The sequence below is a fragment of the Paenibacillus xylanilyticus genome, from assembly GCF_047246825.1.
Taxonomy (GTDB): Bacteria; Bacillota; Bacilli; order Paenibacillales; family Paenibacillaceae; genus Paenibacillus; species Paenibacillus xylanilyticus_B.
Genome location: NZ_JBFOLB010000008.1, coordinates 26982 through 49331, shown reverse-complemented (window position 1 = coordinate 49331; position 22350 = coordinate 26982). Strand labels below are relative to the sequence as shown.

Genomic DNA, 22350 nt, shown 5'->3' with positions numbered 1-22350 from the left:
ACGGTACCATGCTCTATAGCCGCGCACCCGATGATGCCCAGGTACCCTATGCCAGACCTTAATTGTAGCAAGGACCGCTGTTAAAATCAAGAAAGAGCGGCATACGCCGCCCCTTCTCATTACACAAATTTTATGCTGTGCGAAACGGTATTACTTTTTCTTCTTCCGTACAAAAGCTGCCGTTCCATTAGTAGATGCACCTTTGTTCTTTTTCCGTTTACGACGCGGAGCTCCGCCTTCCTGCGCACCTCCCGGTGTAGCTGCTTCGCCAATAAAGATACCGCTAGGTGACGTCTTCTTGCGTCCGCCGCCGCCTTTGCTGCCTTTACCTCCGCCTTTGCCGGATTTGAAGCTGCTCTCGCCACGGCTGTTACCGGCGCTGTTCAGTTCATTTCCTTGGACACCAGTAGCGCTATCCTGACTGGAAGTTCCCGAGCTGTATCCACCTTTACCCGAGCCAAAACCAAAGCTTACCGCTCCAGTACCTTTTCCGCGACCAGTCGAAGCACTGGTATCTCCAGCGCGACGCTCACCTTTCGGTTTGCCACCGACCTTGCCGCTGAAGCTGCCGCGGCCACCCTTGCTGCTCTCCTCTGGTGCTCTTCCACCGCGGTTGCCGCTGCCTTTGCCGCCGCGTGAACCGCTGAATCCACCAGCACCACCTTTGGCCCCACTGCGTCCACCACCGCCAGCAGGACGACCGCCCTTGCCGCCACGGTTGCTACCACCAAAGCCGCCTGGTCGTTCGCTGCGAGGTTTCATGTCGACCATTTCGAAGTCAATGGTGTACTCCTCCATGCTTACGCGTGCAACACGAATTTTCACCTCATCACCGATGCGGAACACCTTCGAGGTACGTTCACCAATCAGAGCCATATGCTGATCGTCAAAATGGTAATAGTCGTCCGTCAATGCACTCAGGCGAATCAAGCCCTCAACCGTGTTCTCCAGTTCAATGAACATACCGAAGCTGGTTACACTGCTGATCATGCCTTCAAACTCTTCGCCAACTTTATCGAGCATGTACTCGGCTTTCTTCATTTTCTCCGTATCCCGCTCGGCTTCAACAGCTACACGCTCACGCTCAGACGATTGTTGAGCAATGTCAGACATGCGTGCTGCCAGGTATTCCTGACGATTTTCAGGCAATGCACCCTTGTTCTCAATCACTTCCCGAATGACACGGTGAATGACGAGATCGGGATAACGACGGATCGGAGACGTAAAGTGACTGTAGAACTCTGCCGCGAGGCCAAAGTGACCCGACATCTCGGCATCATACTTCGCCTGCTTCATGGAACGCAGCATCATCGTACTGATGACCGTTTGTTCCTTCGTTCCATTGATATCCTCAAGCAGGGATTGAAGCGCACGTGGGTGGATCGCGTTACCGCGTCCTTTAACGTGGTGTCCAAAATTCGCCGCAAAGGCGAGGAAATTTTGCAATTTCTCCTGATCGGGATCTTCATGCACACGATAGATAAACGGAACCTTCAGCCAGTGGAAGTGCTCTGCCACCGTTTCGTTGGCCGCAAGCATGAACTCCTCAATGATTTGCTCTGCAATCGAACGCTCGCGTTTCACGATATCGACCGGTTTGCCTTCTTCGTCCACAATGATTTTGGATTCTTCAAAATCAAAATCAACCGCACCCCGGCGCATACGCATTGCGCGAAGCTTCAAGGCGATCTCTTTCATCAGATGGAAGTCATCCACCAGATCCTTGTAACGTTCCAGCAATTCAGGCTCTTCGCCTTCGAGAATTTTGCGAACATTGGAATATGTCATCCGCTCTTTGGTTTTGATCACACTCGTGAAAATGTCGTGGTTCACAACCTTCATCTGGTCGTTGAACTCCATCTCACAGGACAGCGTAAGGCGATCCACCTGCGGGTTCAAACTGCAAATCCCGTTCGACAGACGATGCGGCAGCATCGGAATAACACGGTCTACCAAGTACACACTGCATCCGCGATTGTATGCTTCCTGATCCAGTTTGGAATTCTCGCGCACATAGTAGCCGACATCAGCAATATGAACACCCAGGCGGTAGTTTCCGTTTGGCAGCTTCTCCACATTAACGGCATCATCCAAATCCTTGGCGTCTTCACCATCAATGGTTACGATGTTCAAGCCACGCAAGTCACGGCGGCCCTGTTGTACGATCTCTTCATCCGTAATGGATTCTGGAGCCTGTTCAGCCTCTTCCACCACTTCATCCGGGAACGCTTCAGGCAGCTGATGCTTGCGGATAACGGACAAGATATCGATACCCGGATCATCCTTATGTCCGAGAATCTCGATAATTTCACCTTCCGCGGCAGCACGACCTTCTGGGTAGCTCACGATTTTTGCAACGACTTTTTGCCCATCCACTGCCCCGGCAAAGTTCGTGCGCGGAATAAAGATATCACGATTAATCCGTTTATCGTCAGGGATGACGAATCCATACACTTCATGGCTTTGGAATACACCAACCACTTGTGTTACTGCACGTGTGACAATGCGGACAATCTCGCCCTCCAAACGCCCATTAGAAGGACCTTGGGATGTCACTTTAACGAGGACCGTGTCCCCGTTCATTGCACTCTTCATATCGTTGGCATGGATGTATACATCCGGATGCTCTTTATCTTCGGGGATGAGAAAAGCAAACCCCTTTGCATGTGCCTGCAACCGACCGCGAACCAGGTCCATGCGTTCTGGCATGCCGTAGCGATTGTTACGGGTCAACAGGATTTTGCCGGATTCCTCCAGCGTATTCAACATAATCAAAAAGGCTTTGAAATCAGCGGCGTCTTCAATCTCGAAGTGCTGTTCCAGCTCCTGATAAGTCATCGGTTTATAAGCGGTTTCCCGCATGAAGTCGAGCAATTGTTGTTCTGTTATCATTAATATTCACCTCGGGAAACGTAAAAGTGTAATCATGTTTGTATCTGTCTTTATGTATCAAATTCCTTGCAAATTCTTGCCATGTAACACAAGCCCTCACTATCTCATACCCTAGTATACACGAATTCAATCCAGCGCATCCGTACCCCGCAAAATAAACCAACCCTCAAAACCATACCTGCATCATCGGCTTCCATACATCACAGTCACCTATTTGATACACGTTTTCATTTGTTTCTTAAATTATAAACCCTTACAAACCCTTCAGATCTGTTGAGATCAAAACGAATGAAGCAGAGCGTATTGGTAAGCAGATCAGATAAGACATAATCGGACGAAGTAAACAGGAAGGAAAACGATAAGGGAGAGGAATGAAACGGAAGATTGAATAGGTTGAGAAATAAGCGGGTGGAAAACTTTGGTCAGACGCCAATTTATTAAAAAACCTCCGTTTCTTCTCGAAACGAAGGTTTATCATCTTTGGTCGTTCAATCATATAAACTTGAATTACCGAAACGCTACAGCATCAATCCTTACTTGGAAATAACCGTAACAACGATAGCCAAGATCATAAATCCTGCACCCAGTACAACGGTTGCACGTTGCAGGAAAAGATCCAATCCGCGCGCTTTCGTTTTACCGAAAAGATGTTCCGCACCACCGGAGATGGCACCCGCCAAACCAGCGCTTTTCCCGTGCTGCAGCAATACTACAGTGATTAGACCGATCGAGAAGACAACGAGCAGCAATTTCAAAGCAATATCCATTCTTTCCACCTCCTACCCATGTGGGCATAACATCTCACCATAAAAACAGTTACTTTAATTGTACCACAGCTATTAGCGTGATACAAGTAGTGCCAATCTTCACATCACCCATTAATATCCACACCAATTCGCTACTGAATATTGTGGGATTAATGATAAGCGCCTAATAAAAAGGACAAGCCGGTTGCCCGGCTTGCCCTAGAGTCTTCAGAAGACAACTTATTTTTTGAGGTTGTAAAATCCTTTGAGACCATTGTATTGAGCCAGTTCGCCCAGTTGATCCTCGATGCGGAGCAATTGGTTGTACTTCGCGATACGGTCTGTACGGGATGGAGCACCTGTTTTGATTTGTCCTGCATTAGTCGCAACAGCGATGTCAGCGATTGTGCTGTCTTCGGACTCACCGGAACGGTGGGAGATTACAGCTGTGTATCCTGCACGTTTAGCCATTTCGATTGCATCGAATGTTTCAGTGAGTGTACCGATTTGGTTCACTTTGATCAGGATGGAGTTACCGATACCTTCTTCGATACCTTTAGCAAGACGCTCTGTGTTCGTTACGAACAAGTCGTCACCAACGAGTTGTACTTTGTCTCCCAATTTCTCTGTGAGCAATTTCCAGCCATCCCAGTCGTCTTCGGACATACCGTCTTCGATTGTGATGATTGGGTATTTCTCAACCCATGAAGCCAGAAGGTCAACATACTCAGCGGAAGTGTAAGATTTACCTTCGCCAGCAAGTGTGTATTTACCATCTTTGTAGAACTCAGTGGAAGCTACGTCCATACCCAGGAATACGTCAACGCCTGGTTTGTAACCTGCTTTTTCAATCGCTTCGATGATTGTCGTGATTGCTTCTTCGTTCGAACTGAGGTTCGGTGCGAAGCCGCCTTCGTCACCTACAGCTGTGTTCAAGCCTTTGGAGCTCAGTACGGATTTCAGGTTGTGGAAGATTTCCGCGCCTACGCGAAGAGCTTCTTTGAACGTTGGTGCTCCAACAGGAAGAACCATGAACTCTTGAACGTCGATGTTGTTGTCAGCATGCTCACCACCGTTGATGATGTTCATCATTGGTACTGGCAGTGCTTTAGCGTTGAATCCGCCCAGGTAAACGTACAATGGCAAGTCCAGAGCGTCAGCAGCTGCGCGAGCTACAGCCATGGATACGGCCAGGATTGCGTTAGCACCCAGTTTGCCTTTGTTTGGCGTACCATCCAAAGCGATCATCATTTTGTCGATACCCAGTTGATCCAAAGCGTCCATACCGATTACTTCTGGAGCGATTGTTTCGTTTACGTTTTTAACAGCTTGCAGAACGCCTTTACCCAGGTAGCGGGATTTGTCACCATCGCGAAGCTCAACTGCTTCGTGGGCACCAGTGGATGCACCGGATGGAACGATTGCGCGTCCGATTGCGCCGGACTCCAGGTATACTTCAACTTCTACTGTAGGGTTACCGCGGGAGTCGAGGACTTCGCGAGCGTACACGTCAGAAATAATAGTCATGAGTGATAATCTCCTTTTAATTTGAATTTATTTTTAATACGTTCAGAATAATTAAGTTTCACCAAACCACTCCGCATGCAGTACCATCTTCCGATCGCTGTTATCCCCTGATTCCTTTGAACTTATCGTCATAAGTTGGAATCATGTGATAAAGGCGAACGCTTCGCTTCTTCAGATTGGTTCTGCCCGCTTCGTTCCAGGTTCCACTTTGTCTATTCGACAACCTATTAAAACGAATTATTTACGGGTAGCGATAACAGATGTACCTGTCATTTCTTCCGGTTTAGGCAATTGCATCAGGTCCAGAATCGTTGGCGCGATATCGGCCAGGATTCCACCTTCACGCAAGGTTACGTTAGGGTCTGTAACGATAAATGGAACCGGGTTCGTTGTATGAGCAGTGAACGGACGTCCTTGCTCATCGAATACCATATCCGCGTTACCATGGTCAGCTGTGATCAGTACAACGCCGCCTTTAGCGAGTACTGCGTCAACAACACGTCCCATGCACTCATCTGTCACTTCAACCGCCTTGATGGTAGGCTCCAGCATGCCGGAGTGTCCAACCATATCAGGGTTGGCGAAGTTCAGGATGATTGCATCATGTTTGTCCGCTTCAATCTCGCGTACACATGCGTCAGCCACTTCATAAGCGCTCATCTCTGGTTGCAGGTCGTATGTTGCAACTTTTGGCGAGTTGATCAGCACACGCGTTTCGCCTGGAAGCTCAACATCGCGTCCACCGCTGAAGAAGAAGGTAACATGCGGGTATTTCTCGGTTTCAGCAATACGCAGCTGTTTTTTGTTGTTCTGTACCAGAACTTCACCCAGTGTATTGTCGAGGTTTTTAGGCGAGTAAGCCACATAACCTTCAACGGTTTCACTGAACAATGTTAGGCACACAAAGTGCAAGCCTTCTGGGAACTTCGGTCCGCGGTCAAATCCACGGAAATCCTTGTTCGTGAATACTTGCGACAGCTGAATCGCACGGTCAGGACGGAAGTTCAGGAAGATAACGGAATCGCCGCTTTCCACCAAACCTACCGGCTCACCATCCGCTTTAACGATAACCGTTGGCTCAACGAACTCGTCAAATACGGATTTCTCATACGATTCTTCAACCGCTCTGAGTGGATCGATGTATTTTGGTCCATCACCATAAACGATGGCACGGTATGATTTCTCAACTCGTTCCCAACGTTTGTCACGGTCCATCGCATAATAGCGACCTTGAACCGTTGCGATTTTTCCTACACCGACTTCCTCAATTTTGGCGATCAGCTTCTTCATGAAGTCTTTACCACTGTCCGGCATAACATCACGGCCATCCAGGAAGGCATGAATATATACATCATTCATTTCTTCTTTTTTGGCCAGATCCAGCATGGCAAACAGGTGGTCGATGTGACTATGTACGCCGCCATCAGACAACAAACCGTAGAGGTGAAGCTTTTTACCGTTTTGCTTCGCTTCGCGTACAGCTTTGACAAGTGTTTCATTGTCGAAAAACTCACCGTCACGAATCGACTTGGAGATACGGGTCAAATCCTGGTATACGATCCGGCCGGCACCAATGTTCAGGTGACCTACCTCGGAGTTCCCCATTTGCCCTTCCGGCAAACCTACAGCTTCACCACAAGCAGTGAGAGTTGTGTGTGGGAATTGGCTCATAAAGCGATCGTAATTCGGTTTTTTGGCTTGCGCTACTGCGTTGCCTTCCACCGTGTTACGAAGACCGAAGCCATCCATGATGATCAGTGCTACAGGTTTTGGAGCTGTCATTACTTCGCCCCCTCAACAAGCGCGATGAACGAAGCCGGCTGCAAGCTGGCACCGCCAACAAGCGCGCCGTCGATGTCGCTTTGTCCGAGGTATTCTGTTACGTTCTCTGGTTTAACACTGCCGCCGTATTGAATACGAACCGCATTAGCAACCTTCTCATCGTACAGATCCTTCACCAGGCTGCGGATGTAAGCAATAACTTCATTCGCATCTAGAGATGTGGAGGATTTACCTGTACCAATCGCCCAGATTGGTTCATAAGCGATAACCACTTGTGCTGCTTGATCTGCAGACAAACCTGCAAAAGCAGCTTCCGTTTGCACTTTGCATACGTCTTTCGTTTGATCAGCTTCACGCTCTTCAAGCGTCTCACCAAGACAGAAGATTGGAGTCAATCCGTGACGGAATGCTGCATGCAACTTTTTATTGACAGTCTCATCGGTTTCCGCAAAATATTGACGGCGCTCCGAGTGACCAATGATTACATAATCCACACCCAGGTCTTTCAGCATTACGCCGCTGATTTCACCAGTGAATGCACCGTTGTCTTCAAAGTGAAGATTTTGAGCACCAATTTTGATGTTTGTGCCTTTCACAGCTTCTACCAATGTAGGCAGATTCGTAAACGGTGCACAGATTACAGTCTCCACGCCTTCAACTTCGGCTTTTCCTTTAACTTCCTGAATGAAGTCATTGGATTCGGAAACCGTTTTGAACATTTTCCAGTTACCTGCGATAATCGGTGTTCTCATGGTTTTCAACTCCTTCATGCTATAGCTTAAAACTTACTTGTCGTTCAATGCAACTACACCTGGAAGCACTTTGCCTTCCATGAATTCCAGCGATGCACCGCCACCTGTAGAGATGTGGTCCATTTTGTCAGCCAGTTTGAACTTCTCAGCTGCTGCTGCGGAGTCACCACCACCAATTACGGTGTATGCTTCTGTCTCAGCACAAGCTTGAGCTACTGCACGAGTACCGTGGGAGAAAGGCTCGATTTCAAATACGCCCATTGGTCCGTTCCATACTACGAGTTTGGAGTTTTTAACGACGTCAGCATAAATCTCACGTGTTTTAGGACCGATGTCGATACCTTCCCAATCCGCAGGAATGTCGCCAACTTCAACGATTTTGGTGTTTGCGTTAGCGCTGAAGTCATCCGAAATAACGATATCTACTGGCAGGTAGAAGTTTTTACCCAGTTTTTTCGCTTTTTCGATGAAGCCCAGAGCTACATCCAGTTTGGACTCGTCCAACAAGGATTGTCCTACCTCGTGGCCTTGAGCCTTCATGAACGTGTAAGACAAGCCACCACCGATGATTACGTTGTCTGCAATGTTCAGCAGGTTGTCGATAACATCGATTTTGTCCTTAACTTTGGATCCGCCAATGATGGCTGTGAAAGGACGCTCAGGGTTGGAGATCGCTTTACCCAACACTTCAAGTTCTTTTTCCATCAAGAGACCGGATACCGCTGGCAGCAAGTGAGCAATGCCTTCTGTAGAAGCGTGTGCTCTGTGAGCTGCACCGAATGCATCGTTAACGAAAACGTCAGCCAGTTCCGCAAATTGTTTTGCAAGTTCCGGATCGTTTTTCTCTTCGCCTGCGTGGAAACGAACGTTTTCGAGCAACAATACGTCACCGTCGTTCAGTTCAGCAACTTGAGCTTTAACAGCGTCACCAACGGAATCGTCAGCTTTAACAACGGTTTTACCAAGCAATTCAGACAACCGCTCAGCTGCTGGAGTCAAACGCAAGGATTCAACCACTTCGCCGTTAGGACGACCCATGTGGCTTGCAAGAATGACTTTAGCGCCTTTTTCAATCAAGTAGTTGATCGTAGGCAGCGTTGCACGAATACGTTTGTCATCTGTAATTTTACCATCTTCGAGCGGTACATTGAAATCTACACGGACGAAAGCCCGTTTTCCTGTCAATTCGATATCGCGTACACTTTTTTTGTTCATCTGTATTTCCTCCGCACCCATGTATTTGTTGGACCAATCAAGGGCCCAAATCCCCTGTCAGTCCTGGTGTTTTTGAGAAATTTGCAAAAGGTTGATAGATAAAGAGCGGAAACAATAGCATCTGTTTCCGCTCTATGTTATTGCAGATATTACTTGATCATTTTTGCAAAGTGCTCCAAAGTGCGAACCAGTTGAGCAGTGTAGGACATTTCGTTGTCATACCAAGCTACAGTTTTAACCAGTTGTTGGTCGCCCACAGTCAGAACTTTAGTTTGAGTTGCATCAAACAGGGAACCGAAAGTGATACCTTGGATATCGGAAGATACGATTTCGTCTTCAGTGTATCCGAAAGTTTGTGGATCGGAAGCTTCTTTCATTGCTGCGTTAACTTCTTCAGCAGTTACTTTTTGTCCAAGAACAGTTACGAGCTCAGTCAGGGAACCAGTAGCTACTGGTACACGTTGAGCTGCACCGTCGAGTTTACCTTGCAGTTCAGGGATAACCAAACCGATTGCTTTAGCAGCACCAGTTGTGTTAGGGATGATGTTTTCAGCCGCTGCGCGAGCACGACGGAAGTCACCTTTAGGGTGTGGAGCATCCAATGTGTTTTGGTCGCCAGTGTAAGCGTGAATTGTAGTCATCAAACCTTGAACGATTCCGAATTTGTCTTGCAGTGTTTTAGCCATAGGAGCCAGGCAGTTTGTTGTGCAAGATGCGCCGGAGATTACAGTTTCAGTACCGTCGAGGATTTCATGGTTTACGTTGTAAACGATGGTTTTCATGTCGCCAGTAGCTGGTGCGGAAATAACAACTTTCTTAGCTCCGCCTTTCAAGTGTTTCTCAGCTGCTTCTTTAGTTGTGAAGAAACCAGTACATTCCAGAACGATGTCTACGCCCAGGTCGCCCCAAGGAAGTTCTTCTGGGTTACGGTTAGCGAGTACTTTAACTTCTTTGCCGTTCACTTTGAAGAAGCCATCGTGTACTTCAACATCGCCATCGAAGCGACCTTGAGTTGTATCATATTTAAGCAAATGAGCCAGCATTTTAGCGTCAGTCAAGTCGTTGATTGCTACTACTTCAATGCCCTCTACATTTTGAATGCGGCGGAATGCCAAGCGACCAATACGTCCAAAACCGTTAATACCTACTTTAATCATGAGTAAGTTCCTCCCAAGTTTTGATTTAATTTTTTTTATGAAGCTTATATATTCAAGACAGACGGTGAAGTCCGTCAAGACAACAAGAGTTGTGGTAAAACAAAACCTATTCCATTTCGGCAACGATGACTTCGGCAGCAGCCTCATCAATAATCAGAATATCCTCCTGTCCGAATCGCAGTACGGAATGAATGGCAGCCGCTTTGCTTTTGCCGCCCGCAATCCCGATCACTACATCGGTCCGTTCAATATCCTGAAGTCGCATGCCCAGAGTGAGCATGGTATGTACCACTTCACCCTGATCGTTAAAATAATAACCGAAGGATTCAGATACGGCACCTTGCTCTTGAAGCTCTTCTACGATCTCCGTTGCAAGTTTGCGTCTTCGCGCCATCTCCACGGCATCACCGATCCCGTGAATCACGATTCGTGACTGTCTGATCAGCTGAAGAATCTCCTGGACACTAGGGTCCTGAATTAACGATTCATAGGCATGATCACTCAGCAAATCCGGCACATGCAGGAGTTTGTATTGCGCTCCTACCCGTTTTGCCATTGTCGACGCAATCGTATTGGCCTGAATCTCGAGGCTTTCTCCCAATCCACCGCGTGCCGGTACGAACCAGACACCTTTTAGCGATGTTGGCGGAGTCAGCTGCTCTGCTACTTCTGCTGTTGTTGAACCGCCAGTAACGGCAACAACGTCGTTATCATTCATCACTTGACCAAGAGCCTTCGCTCCGGCCTTACCCAGTTCCCGTTTGGCAAATGGAGAAATGTCCGAATCGCCGGGAACGACAACTACCTTTTGCAGACCGTAGGCTTGCTTGATGCGTTCTTCCAGCTCGGATAATCCGAACAGCTCTTTGGCCACGGGCTCTAACTGCTGCAGCAAATCATGCCCAGCCTCACTGATCTTCATTCCTGCACTGTCAATTTCAATAAGTCCCTGAGCCTTTAACAAATCGGTCTCAGCCCTCAGAACCCGCTCGGTCATCTGCATGGAATTGGCTAACGTTCTCCGCCCGATCACATCCGATAACATGATTTGGTGCAGAATCGTATACCTCTTCTTCAAGACATCCATGAGATCAGGCAGAAGCTGCTTTTGCACTTCTAAAATCGTTCGCATGCTTTCCACTCCCGCAAGCTTCTCGTTCCAAGCTTTCTTTCATGGCCCTAAAATGTCCCGGGTTAACTTTTTAAGTCCCACGTCTATTCTACCTAAAACTGACGCGACATGCAAGTGTTTCAAAAGCCTTATTTCACAACGTTTTGGGCCCATTGTACGCGCTTATTTTCACAATCTTCAACTTTCACGACGAGGCGGCCCTCATACCTACCATATATAGAAGAAAACCGAAAATTCCATCTATATATCGCTTCTGAAGTCTTGATGAACAAGCTTCATGCAGCCTGTCCAAAATCTTTCTTAGCATTTACTTAAATGCTCTCTTTATCCATTCTTCATCATCATGATCAAATTCGGACCAATCCAAACCATAAGCATGATCACCCTCTTGCAATTCAGCATCTCATGAGCTATAATCATTATTGCTGTCACATAAATGTGCGCCCGTGGTCCAATGGATATGACGTAGGCCTCCGAAGCCTGAGATCCAAGTTCGATTCTTGGCGGGCGCGCCATTCTTGATTAGCAGCTCATAACCCTTTTAACCAATGGAACCGTAAAGGTTTCTTTTTTTTCAAAGTTAGTTTGACTTTCTTTGACTTTTTGTTTGAAATTGTTTATGATGTGGGTAATACGGTAACAGTTTAAATAGATACACTATTCCATGAACATTTCCGAGGAGGTTTTTCACGTGAGTTATATTCCTATGGTCGTTGAACAGAGCAACCGCGGTGAGCGCGCCTATGACATCTATTCCAGATTGCTGAAGGATCGTATCATCTTCCTAGGCAGCGATGTAAATGACGTTGTTGCGAATGCCATCATGGCACAGATGTTGTTCCTCGCTGCGGAAGATCCGGAGAAAGACATTCATCTATACATCAACAGCCCAGGCGGATCGATTACAGCCGGTATGGCCATTTACGATACAATGCAATTTATCAAACCTGATGTATCTACCATCTGTGTAGGTATGGCAGCTTCCATGGGTGCATTCCTGTTGAACGCTGGTGCAAAAGGCAAACGTTTTGCCCTGCCGAACAGTGAAATCATGATTCACCAGCCGCTGGGCGGAGCTCAAGGTCAGGCTTCGGATATCGAAATCCGTGCCCGCCGCATCCTGAAAATGCGTGATACCTTGAATCGCATCATTGCTGAGCGTACAGGTCAACCCCTGGAGCGTATCGAGAAAGATACAGACCGTGACTACTTCATGAGTGCTGCTGAAGCTGCAGATTACGGTATCATTGATAAAGTTATCGAAAACGTAGGCTCCCAAGGCATCTAAGCCGAAGCGGATATTTACGGAAGAGATGGACAGACAATCAGCAAAACCTGATTGACCTGGACATATGAAGAAGCGCCCCTTGTCACGAACATGACGAGGGGCGCTCTTTTTATTTAATAAAGATAATTCCGTTGATCATTAACTCATATTCGGCCATATAAGGTCTGCAAATACGCTAATCTGAGATTATTTCTCTGATGTCACACCACTGAATGGCTCTGTACCTTTAGGAAGCAGCTCTTTGTAGGTGAACGGGAACTCCGGGAAACCCTCTGCATAAGCGGTGTATTCATACAATTGGAAGAATACCACGACGCCTGTTGGTGTTACATAGAAGTCCTGATCTTTGTTCAATCCGTTATAACCTTCGAGGTAACCACCGCGAGCCTTAAGCTGTTCGCCTACTTTTTTGCCAAGCGTCTCACGCATCGACTTGTTGTTTTGCAGTACATCATCCAGGCTCAGTTCTTTACCAGTATCCAGCGCAAAGGTGTGACCTGTTCTTGTCGTCATACCATGCGCTCCGGCATAATCCTCGTAACGTTGAGTAACCAGTCCCAGGACACCATTTTCGTTATAGGTCACCACATAAGTGCTCTCAAATGCGTATGGGCGGTCTGCGGTTGCGGACCCATATTCTGCAGTCTGCTTTTTGAAATCAGCCACAAATGTATCCACTTCGTCTTTCAACACTTTGTTGATTGCCGCTTCGGCTTCATCACTAGCGAGTCCGCTTACCTGCGGGTACTGAATATCCACTTCAGCATTTTTGATGCTGACTTTTACTGTCGCTGCTTTCACTTTCACGCTGTTTTGTTCCACTTTGCTGAGTGCGAGTGTTTTGGTTTTACCATTCCAACTGCCTTGAACTCCCAAATAATCTCTCATTGCGGAAAAAGGAATGTACAGGCGTCCCTTGATCAACTTCGCTTCAACGTTGGGATAATAATTGTTCACTCTTAATGTCGGCTCGCCATCAGCCAGACTGATTCTCATCGTGTTGTTCGCTGCAGTCAGTGCGTACTCTTTTGTTTTTGCGTTATATGTTAGTGTTCCACCAGCCACATCCTTAACAGCTGTGAGGGATACCCACGTTGATCCACCTAGCAGAAGCCCTTTTTGTGTAAGGGTTTTGCCTGCTGACTTCAATGTCACGTCTGTAGATGCCGTTACTTTGGATGTTACCGAGGCTGCCTGCACGGAGTTATCCTGCCATACCGCTCCACTACCTACAATAATTCCTGCTGCGAGCAATGCACTTGTCCACTTTTTCCATGATGTCATATATAAAACTCCTCTCAAATTCGCCTGGGGTTCATAGCGTATGTATTCTGATCGCATATCTCATACGCTCACCTCTCTATTATAATTAACCCAATTCAGGAAAGGTTTACAGCACCAGTTACAATGTTGTCCGATCCTGATCCCATTGGTAAAGGTTTTGTCACGAACAATTATACAAAAAAGACATCAATCTGCAGCTTACTTGCCATGGAGTAAGCGCACTAATGTCTACTTCTTGAAAATCTCCACTTTATAATAAAAAAAGACCCTGTCCGCCGGACAAAGCCTTTGCATGAATTGATTGATGTTTTATTTCATTTCATACGTGATATTCAGCGTAGTGCTGACTTTTACCTGACCTGTTTCAATTTCTGTACCTGCAGCAGACTCTGCCATATCTTTGACCATTGAACTTTCAGTTGCATAGAACACAGGGACATTGGCGTCGCCTTGGCTCACCGACAGCACAGCACCCAATTGACGCTTAACAGCTTTGGCAATCGCACCTGCTTTCACATCTGCATTGGCTACCGCTTTTTCGATCACTTGTGCTTCGAAGTTTTCCGGATTTTCTACCGTAAAGCGTACACTTTCAATATTGTTGGCCCCTGCGCCCGAAGCGGCATCCAGCAATTCACCGATCTTGTCCATGTCGCGATACGTTATGGTCAATGTGTGATGAGCAGTGTACCCTTTAATTTTTTGACCTTCCTTATCGTTATACGTGTAGTTTGGCTGCACATAGAACTGACTGGTCTGAATATCGTCCGCACTGATTTTCCACGTATTTTTCAGCAGGTTGGACACCTTTTGAATTTTGGCGGCATTTGCTTTTTGAGCAGAAGCAGCAGTCTCCGCAGTACTATTCACACCGATCGACAGATAAGCGATATCAGGTTTCACCTGGATTTCGCCTTTGCCCACCACATTAATCACGTTCTGCTGTACCCCTTGCACTTCAGCAGCGTAGGCATAATTCCCCGGTGCCACCCACGCTGTTCCACCAACAAGCAATGTACCTGCAACCAACACCGCACCAAGCGGCTTCATCCATTGTTTACCCATTACCTTAGCCTCCTTATGTCTAACATCTCAAATTCAAAGCGGTTTGATACTTAACAGACGAGGCTTATTCCAAAATGTTGCACTTGACTATCCCGGAAACGCAAAAAAGCCCCTTGCGGGACTTCTTCATGTAATGGTAATCATATCTTATTGGTTTTCAAGTTCTTCCTTGCTCACCAGACTTACTAAAGCGTTTACAGCCTGTTCGGCGTCCGCGCCTTCAGCACTAATGTGGATTTCCGTACCAGTACTGATTGCAAGGCTCATGATCCCCATGATACTTTTTGCATTAACTTTTTTGTCGTCCTTCTCGACGAACACTTCAGATGAGTACTTATTCGCTTCTTGAACGAACAGTGCCGCAGGTCTGGCATGGAGACCCGTTTTCAAACGGACAACTACCGGGTGCTTTGTCATGGAAACTTACCCCCTATTATGAAATCTAGACATTAAATACACAATTATATTTATAACATTATACCATTAACCCGTACAGGACACTAGAAGAAAAAAACCAGATCTTTTCTGATTATTTACCTCCGTGTAAAATCCGTTAACCGTGACGCTCATTTCGCACTTTTTCGGCCAGTTCGTCAATCTTGCGAAGCCGATGGTTAACACCTGATTTGCTGACGGTGCCCTTCAAGAGCTCGCCAACTTCCTTCAGATTAATGTCAGGATGGGCCAGCCTAACCTCGGCCACTTCACGCAGCTTCTCCGGCAGTGACTCCAATCCCACTTCCTTTTGCAGCAACTTGATATTGTCGATCTGTCTCACGGCAGCCCCGATCGTCTTGTTCAGATTGGCCGTCTCGCAGTTAACGATCCGGTTGACGGAATTACGCATATCGCGCATAATCCGTACATCCTCGAACTTGAACAGGGCCTGATGTGCACCAATGATGCTGAGCAATTCAATAATTTTCTCGCCTTCCTTAATGTATAGGATGAATCCTTTTTTACGTTCTATACACCGGGCATTAAGATGAAATTCATTGGCCAGATCCACGAGGGCCTGACAGTGCTCTTCATACATGGATGCAATTTCCAGATGATATGAGGAACCTTCCGGATTGTTGACCGAGCCACCCGCCATGAATGCACCGCGAAGATATGCCCGCTTACAACAGTTTTTCCGTAACAGCTCCTGATTAATTCCTGGAGTAAACAAAAAGCCTTCCGATACAATGTACAGATCCTTTAATATCTCCTGTACCATGGACGGAATACGAACAATATATACATTGTTCTTTTTCAGCCGCATTTTTTTGCGGACTAGCAATTCCGTATGCACTTGAAAATGCTTTTTAAGCAGAGAGTATGCCCGCCTTGCGATCGCGGCATTCTCCGTCGAAATATCCAAGATGACTTTTTTATTCGATAACTGCACCGCACCAAGCATACGGATGAGGGCTGAAAGTTCCGCCTTTTCGCAGCACGGTTCGCTCTCAATCATGGTTAATTCTTTTTTGGTCTGTGCTGCAAACGACATGGGACTTCACCTCTTCCGTAACATCCAATTTTGTACCAGCTGGTAGATGTGGTGACTTAGCTTATCGGCATCATGACGCAGATAGGTTTTAAACAAAACAAGCGTATCCGCAACCACTTGATAGCCGGAACTCTTGAGTACATCCATATCCAGAACAACCGGTTTGGCTCCTTTTTCCGCATACTTATTCTGCACTTGCAGCGGAATATCACCATTATTAACGATAACATAGTCGAAGAGCTGGTGCCCCACATGCTCGTGAACCGCCTTGAGGTGATCACTTACCGTGTAGTTATCCGTCTCTCCTGGCTGTGTCATCACATTACAAATAAACATCTTTACAGCTTCTGCTTCAACGACAGCCTCTGCCAGTTTAGGTACCAGCAAATTAGGCAGAATGCTCGTATATAAGCTTCCTGGCCCAATCAGGATCGCATCTGCCTGACGAATGGCTTCCACGGCCTCTGGCAACGGCTCCACGTGATCCGGTTCAAGGAAAACACGTTTGATGCGCCCGCCTGCTTCAGGGATTTTGGACTCGCCTGTAATGATCGATCCATCCTCCATCTCCGCATGCAGCACAACCGCCTGCCCTGCTGCCGGTAATACCTCACCGCGAACGGCAAACACGCGGCTAAGTTCCCGCACTGCGGTTACGAAGTCGCCTGAAATATCCGTCATTGCAGCCAAAATGAGATTGCCCAGGCTGTGGCCTGCAAGCCCCGCGCCTGTATTAAAACGATAATTGAGCATATCCGAAAGCAATGGCTCTACATCAGCCAGCGCCGTAAGCACGTTACGGATGTCGCCCGGAGGCGGCATTTGCAGTTCACTGCGCAGGATGCCTGAACTTCCACCGTCATCTGCAACCGTGACGATGGCCGTGATGTCCAGCGGCTTCTCTTTCAAACCGCGCAGCATCACGGATAACCCGGTTCCGCCGCCCATTACAACAATTCTCGGACGTTCTCTTCGTGGTCCGGCTTCTTTCATCCCTTCACCCTCTTCAATGACGATCACGGTCAGCGTCGCGATGGCTCACGGTAACAGCTTCTGTTTCGCTACTTCCCAACATTTTGCCCAAATATTCTGATATGGCTACAGAACGATGCTTGCCTCCGGTACATCCAATCCCAATAATAACCTGACTCTTGCCTTCCTTCCGGTATTGCGGAATCAGGAAGTGCAGCATATCCAGCAGTTTAGTCAAAAACGCCTGCGTTTCGGGCCATTTCATGACATATTCATATACATCACTATTTTGCCCCGTATTCGGACGTAAATGTTCAATATAATGCGGATTAGGCAGGAAACGAACATCAAACACCAGATCTGCATCAATCGGAATCCCGTATTTAAATCCGAACGACGTGATATTCACCGACAGCATATGACTTTCCAAATGAGAAAAACGGGAGATAATTCGCTCTTTCAGTTGTGCCGGCTTCATCGTACTTGTGTTCAATACCTGGGTGGCCGAATTCTTGAGTTCTTCCAGCATCTTGCGCTCCAGACGGATGCCGTCAAGCGGCATGCCCTCAGGAGCCAGTGGATGTCTGCGTCTGCTCTCCTTGTAGCGCTGCACAAGGACGGAATCGGTCGCATCCAGGAATAAAATTTCGCAATGAATGGTAAAATGATCTTTTATATAGTTCAAAGACTCGGACAAAGCCGTAAAGAATTCCCGTCCCCGCAGGTCAATTACGAGGGCTACCTTACCAATTTTGCCGTTCGATTGTTCAATCAGTTCTGCAAACTTCGGAATCAACACCGGTGGCAGATTATCCACGCAGAAAAAGCCGAGATCTTCCAGGCTCTGTACCGCAATCGTTTTGCCTGCTCCGGACATGCCCGTAATGATAATGAGCGTGGCGCCTGTGCCCGGTGAAACTTCACCTTCAAGCATAAATGTCCCCTCCTTATCATATTGCTGCCTAATCATATGGTCCGAGGTTACTAAGAACGCAAGAGAAGTCCTGCCGCGCCAACAATTCCTGCATCGTTACCCAGAGTGGCTTCCAGAATCTGAACACCCTCCTGCAGCGGTTCTGGTGTCAGCTTCGCAAATACAGCACGCACCTCATCAAACAGAATATTACCGGCTTTGGATACACCGCCCCCGATAATGAACATTTCCGGATTCATGACTGCAGCGACAGCTGCCATCGATTTACCCAGATAAAATGCCGCACGATTTACAATGCGCAGGGCAACTTCATCGCCAGCTTTGGCTGCATCGAATACTTCCTTGGCTGCAATTTTGTCCACGAGCGCCAGTGACGTATGATCGCCGCGTTCTACCGCATCTTTTGCCATACGGATAATGCCCGTTGCAGATGATACCGTTTCGACACATCCCATTTTACCACAACCACACTGGATGGCTTCCAGATCAGGTACAACGCTGACATGCCCAAGTTCTCCCGCCATACCCGAGAATCCCTGATATATCTTGCCATTCAGTATCAAACCTCCGCCAACACCTGTGCCCAGCGTGTAGCATACACAGTTGTCCACGCCCTTACCGGCACCAGCCCAAGCTTCACCCAGCGCAGCAACGTTAGCATCGTTATCTATTTTGACGGGCTTGCCCAGACGTTCTTCCAGTATGGAACGAATGGCTACATTCCGAAATCCGATGTTAGGAGCGAGAACGATAATTCCCTCGCGTACATTCGTGAACCCGGCCACCCCAGCCCCTACACCTTCAAGCTGTTCCCAGCTGTACGGCGATTCGGCAACGATATGACGGACATACTTCTCGATGTTGGCGATGACCGTGTCTACGCCCTTATCCACTTCTGTCGGTCCTTCATACGTATGCATAAGCTGACCTTGTTCATTGCATATACCGACCTTGATTGCTGTTCCGCCGAGATCGACCCCAACGTAGATTTTCTCAGACATGCCGCAAGCCACCTTTATCTATCTAAAATAGTTTAATCCTACGTACCAACTATAATTGAAGGATACGCCTGGGTCAAGACGATAAGACCATTGATACAGAACGCTTCGCCGCGATTGTGAACAACATCACATCAACATCATGAATCCGTATACAACCTCTCCTGTCTTCTATTAAAACGCAGGCTTCCAAGCTTCCCTGGTAGAAAGGGAAGCCTCAACTCATGATATTTCATGATCACTCGTTCCATGCGTAAAAGATGACAGTTGTCACCTGGAAGTCATGACAACTCTTACTAATCCCGTCGCAGTTCGTTCGGTAAGATGAAATTATCTTAGAGAACAGACAAGGGACGTGAATACATATGAACTTGAATTCAACGATTATACAGCTTGAACAGGTCAACAAGCGGTTCGGCAGCAAGCTGGCCGTCAACAACCTCTCCCTGAAGATTAACCGTGGTTCCATTGTTGCCATCCTCGGCCCAAACGGTGCAGGCAAAACAACAACCATGAAAATGATGCTCGGTCTGTCCAGTCCCTCCTCGGGCAAGGTGACTGTTCTGGGAATGTCACCAGACCATAAACAAGTCCGCGAGCGAATCGGTGTCATGCTTCAGGATGTGAGTGTTATGGATGGTCTTACTGTACGGGAGGTTATCCGAATGGTGCGCAGCTATTACCCTGCCCCGCTCGAACTACATACACGTAAATGCCGCCTCTGGTCCATGTACAGCAAAAAACGCCTTCCCATCAAGGGAGGCGTTTTGTCTTTTTTAAAGCTATAAAGCCACTAAATCATGTGTTGTGCCTCAATCGTCATAGCTTGGTTTCTACACGTACGGGTTCTTCGGTCTTCTCCATCTTGTTCACATCCAGGATATCGAGCAGGAAGACAAAAATCGGTATACCGATAATCAATCCCCAGATCCCCAGGAAATGCTGAGACAGAATGAGTACGATAAACGTGTAGAACATCGGCAGCTTGGTTTTGTGTGCCATCAGTTTTGGATTAAGGAAGTACGTTTCCAGTGCATGAATGATAACAATCATGACGATGACGATAATGCTCAGCTGTATTCCGCCCATCTGGTAGCCGATCAGGCACAGTGGCACCAGTGAAATAATGACTCCCGCTACCGGTACAAGGCTGAGCAGGAAGACGAGAATCGTCAGAGCGAACAAATAAGGGAATCCCAGTATCCATAGGCCCAGAATGGTCAAGGCTGTATTGAATACGGCGATCAGCAGCTGTGCTTCAATGACTTTACCGAAAGACGATACGAATTTGTCCCCGAGGTATGCTACTTCATTGTAGAACCAGCCAATCTTGCTTGTTTTGAACTTGGATGTGAATTTGACGATTTCCCGCTTCTGCAGCAGGAAGAACAAACTGAGAATAATGACCAGCAGAATAAATTCCAACCACTTACTCAGAGCAAAAATATATTTCAGCGCATCGTTTGCATAGTTCTTGATGTCATAGGATTGAAGGAAGCTGGCCACTTTGGCTGCCAGATTATCCCCCTCTGCAGTATCAAAAAATGTCATGATCTCATTGGTTAACTGGATAACCTGATTGACGATTCTCGGTGAATATCTCGATATGCCCAGCACGATGGCTGCAATCACGATCAGATAGAGCAGTATGACGACGACTTTATAATTGATCGGAAATAGCCGATTTAATTTGCCCGTAATAAACTGCTGCAATCGATTCATGACATACGTCACCAGAAATAGCAGCAGGATCATATGCAGCATACTCCCCATGCTGAATAGGACCAAACAAAACAACAGCAGAATCAAAAAGCGTCTGACTGTTGCACTCTGTAACCACTCTTTTATCATTTCCCCCAAAATCTTCACCTCGCAGCTAATATGCCCATTATGTATACGATCTCATGCCCACTTGGTTTCAAAAAAAGAGAAGCCTCCCGGCTTCTCTCACTTGATGAGACTTCCCGTTGTCTCTTATTTACAGTTTATGCATCACAGTGCCATGGTCATGCTTACTTATCCAGTGTTTCGCTCCAATCATGGACAATGCTGCCTTCAAGGAACTTCTCACAGTCCATTGCTGCCATACAACCAGACCCTGCAGCCGTAATGGCTTGGCGATATTTCGTATCCTGAACGTCACCGCAGGCGAATACACCCGGAATGTTCGTCTCGGTTGTTCCCGGTTTCACCACGATGTATCCGTGATCGTCCAGAGCAATCTGATTGCCCAGGAACCCGGTGTTAGGCGTGTGACCGATGGCAACAAATACACCGTCCGCTTCCAGCAGTTCCTCTTGGCCTGTCTCGTTATTGCGCACCTTCAGTCCTTTGACTCCAAGTGCTTCAGGTACAACTTCGAGCGGTGTCCGGTTCAGAGCCCATTTCACCTTCTCATTGCTGCGCGCCCGATCCTGCATGATCTTCGATGCCCGCAATTCGTCCCGGCGGTGAACCAGCGTAACATCTGTTGCAAAACGGGTCAGGAAGCTGGCTTCCTCCATCGCGGAATCGCCACCACCCACTACGATGATCTTCTTGCCGCGGAAAAAGAACCCGTCACATGTTGCGCATGTACTTACGCCGCGACCAACGTTCTCCTGCTCTCCCGGAATACCGAGATAACGGGCAGAAGCACCAGTAGAGATAATAATCGATTCAGCCTCTAGTTCACCAATGCCTCCGACTTTCACCTTGAATGGCGGCTTGCTGAAGTCCACTTCCTCCACCCAGCCATTCTTGAATTCCGCTCCAAAACGCTCCGCTTGCTTCCGCATGTTGTCCATTAATTCCGGACCCATAATGCCCTGCGGGAAACCTGGGAAGTTTTCAACCTCCGTGGTTGTTGTCAGCTGGCCTCCGGGTTGAAGACCTTCGATAACCAACGGGTTCAGGTTGGCACGAGCCAGGTATATTGCTGCTGTCAAACCTGCAGGTCCGGTTCCGATCACAATCGTTCTGTATTTAGACATATAGATACAGCCTCCTTGATAAGGTTGAGAGTGTGTTGACTGGAAAACTTCTAGAGTGATATGACGAAGCCTATTCGTTAAGTTTACCCGTTTTGCAGGCAATTGTATCCTTCATGAAATTCCGATCTTTCTCAAACTGTCT

The 22350-nt window shown here is 47.4% G+C and carries 19 protein-coding genes and 1 tRNA gene; 3 read left to right on the top strand and 17 right to left on the bottom strand.

Annotated features, from left to right (window positions below; all coding sequences use genetic code 11):
• Positions 1 to 150: 150 nt before the first annotated feature.
• The 8 genes from rnr to AB3N00_RS27675 form a co-directional block, all read right to left on the bottom strand.
• A complete protein-coding gene (gene rnr / locus AB3N00_RS27710) occupies positions 151 to 2892 on the bottom strand; it encodes a ribonuclease R (protein WP_413037399.1) in 2742 nt (913 codons plus the stop codon).
• 533 nt (positions 2893 to 3425) lie between these two features.
• Positions 3426 to 3659 carry a preprotein translocase subunit SecG gene (gene secG / locus AB3N00_RS27705; protein WP_095362032.1) on the bottom strand — a complete coding sequence of 78 codons (234 nt, stop codon included), beginning with the start codon at positions 3657 to 3659 and terminating at the stop codon, positions 3426 to 3428.
• Between the two features lie 219 nt (positions 3660 to 3878).
• Positions 3879 to 5165 carry a phosphopyruvate hydratase gene (eno, locus tag AB3N00_RS27700; protein WP_175394337.1) on the bottom strand — a complete coding sequence of 429 codons (1287 nt, stop codon included), beginning with the start codon at positions 5163 to 5165 and terminating at the stop codon, positions 3879 to 3881.
• Positions 5166 to 5402: 237 nt separating this feature from the next.
• The gene (gpmI, locus tag AB3N00_RS27695) at positions 5403 to 6947 is read right to left on the bottom strand and encodes a 2,3-bisphosphoglycerate-independent phosphoglycerate mutase (protein WP_413037398.1); all 1545 of its coding nucleotides are present in this window, start codon (positions 6945 to 6947) and stop codon (positions 5403 to 5405) included.
• On the bottom strand, positions 6947 to 7699 hold the full coding sequence (gene tpiA / locus AB3N00_RS27690; RefSeq protein ID WP_413037397.1) for a triose-phosphate isomerase: 753 nt from the start codon (positions 7697 to 7699) through the stop codon (positions 6947 to 6949). The genes gpmI and tpiA overlap by 1 nt, the downstream gene beginning before the upstream one ends.
• Before the next feature lie 33 nt (positions 7700 to 7732).
• A complete protein-coding gene (locus AB3N00_RS27685) occupies positions 7733 to 8914 on the bottom strand; it encodes a phosphoglycerate kinase (RefSeq protein WP_413037396.1) in 1182 nt (393 codons plus the stop codon).
• A gap of 149 nt (positions 8915 to 9063) precedes the next feature.
• Positions 9064 to 10071, bottom strand: a complete 1008-nt coding sequence (gene gap, locus AB3N00_RS27680; RefSeq protein WP_175394333.1) for a type I glyceraldehyde-3-phosphate dehydrogenase — start codon at positions 10069 to 10071, stop codon at positions 9064 to 9066.
• Positions 10072 to 10177: 106 nt separating this feature from the next.
• A complete protein-coding gene (locus AB3N00_RS27675) occupies positions 10178 to 11203 on the bottom strand; it encodes a sugar-binding transcriptional regulator (protein ID WP_175394332.1) in 1026 nt (341 codons plus the stop codon).
• Between the two features lie 440 nt (positions 11204 to 11643).
• Here AB3N00_RS27675 and AB3N00_RS27670 point away from each other — a divergent pair.
• Together AB3N00_RS27670 and clpP are read left to right on the top strand one after the other, a co-directional pair.
• A tRNA-Arg gene (locus AB3N00_RS27670) sits at positions 11644 to 11718 on the top strand.
• 176 nt (positions 11719 to 11894) lie between these two features.
• Positions 11895 to 12491, top strand: coding sequence for an ATP-dependent Clp endopeptidase proteolytic subunit ClpP (gene clpP / locus AB3N00_RS27665; RefSeq protein WP_413037395.1), 597 nt, complete (start codon positions 11895 to 11897; stop codon positions 12489 to 12491).
• A gap of 186 nt (positions 12492 to 12677) precedes the next feature.
• On the opposite strand, the gene AB3N00_RS27660 is transcribed toward clpP, so the two are convergent.
• The 7 genes from AB3N00_RS27660 to AB3N00_RS27630 all read right to left on the bottom strand — a co-directional run bounded on the left by AB3N00_RS27660 (position 12678) and on the right by AB3N00_RS27630 (position 19239).
• Positions 12678 to 13775, bottom strand: a complete 1098-nt coding sequence (locus tag AB3N00_RS27660) for a PdaC/SigV domain-containing protein (RefSeq protein ID WP_413037394.1) — start codon at positions 13773 to 13775, stop codon at positions 12678 to 12680.
• A gap of 309 nt (positions 13776 to 14084) precedes the next feature.
• Positions 14085 to 14840: an SIMPL domain-containing protein gene (locus AB3N00_RS27655; protein WP_413037393.1), complete on the bottom strand. Its 756-nt coding sequence runs from the start codon at positions 14838 to 14840 to the stop codon at positions 14085 to 14087.
• 147 nt (positions 14841 to 14987) lie between these two features.
• Positions 14988 to 15257, bottom strand: a complete 270-nt coding sequence (locus AB3N00_RS27650; protein ID WP_056695263.1) for an HPr family phosphocarrier protein — start codon at positions 15255 to 15257, stop codon at positions 14988 to 14990.
• A 136-nt stretch (positions 15258 to 15393) separates the two neighbouring features.
• On the bottom strand, positions 15394 to 16332 hold the full coding sequence (gene whiA / locus AB3N00_RS27645) for a DNA-binding protein WhiA (protein ID WP_095293015.1): 939 nt from the start codon (positions 16330 to 16332) through the stop codon (positions 15394 to 15396).
• Between the two features lie 6 nt (positions 16333 to 16338).
• A complete protein-coding gene (locus AB3N00_RS27640; RefSeq protein WP_175394328.1) occupies positions 16339 to 17325 on the bottom strand; it encodes a gluconeogenesis factor YvcK family protein in 987 nt (328 codons plus the stop codon).
• Between the two features lie 13 nt (positions 17326 to 17338).
• Positions 17339 to 18238: an RNase adapter RapZ gene (gene rapZ, locus AB3N00_RS27635; RefSeq protein ID WP_053782949.1), complete on the bottom strand. Its 900-nt coding sequence runs from the start codon at positions 18236 to 18238 to the stop codon at positions 17339 to 17341.
• 50 nt (positions 18239 to 18288) lie between these two features.
• On the bottom strand, positions 18289 to 19239 hold the full coding sequence (locus tag AB3N00_RS27630; protein WP_095293009.1) for an ROK family glucokinase: 951 nt from the start codon (positions 19237 to 19239) through the stop codon (positions 18289 to 18291).
• Between the two features lie 362 nt (positions 19240 to 19601).
• Here AB3N00_RS27630 and AB3N00_RS27625 point away from each other — a divergent pair, with 362 nt between their 5' ends.
• Positions 19602 to 20024 (top strand): ATP-binding cassette domain-containing protein, encoded by a 423-nt coding sequence (locus tag AB3N00_RS27625; protein ID WP_413037392.1) that lies wholly within the window; start codon positions 19602 to 19604, stop codon positions 20022 to 20024.
• 31 nt (positions 20025 to 20055) lie between these two features.
• On the opposite strand, the gene AB3N00_RS27620 is transcribed toward AB3N00_RS27625, so the two are convergent.
• A complete protein-coding gene (locus AB3N00_RS27620) occupies positions 20056 to 21087 on the bottom strand; it encodes an AI-2E family transporter (protein WP_413037465.1) in 1032 nt (343 codons plus the stop codon).
• A gap of 161 nt (positions 21088 to 21248) precedes the next feature.
• Positions 21249 to 22208, bottom strand: coding sequence for a thioredoxin-disulfide reductase (gene trxB, locus AB3N00_RS27615; RefSeq protein ID WP_175394322.1), 960 nt, complete (start codon positions 22206 to 22208; stop codon positions 21249 to 21251).
• Positions 22209 to 22350: the final 142 nt, after the last annotated feature.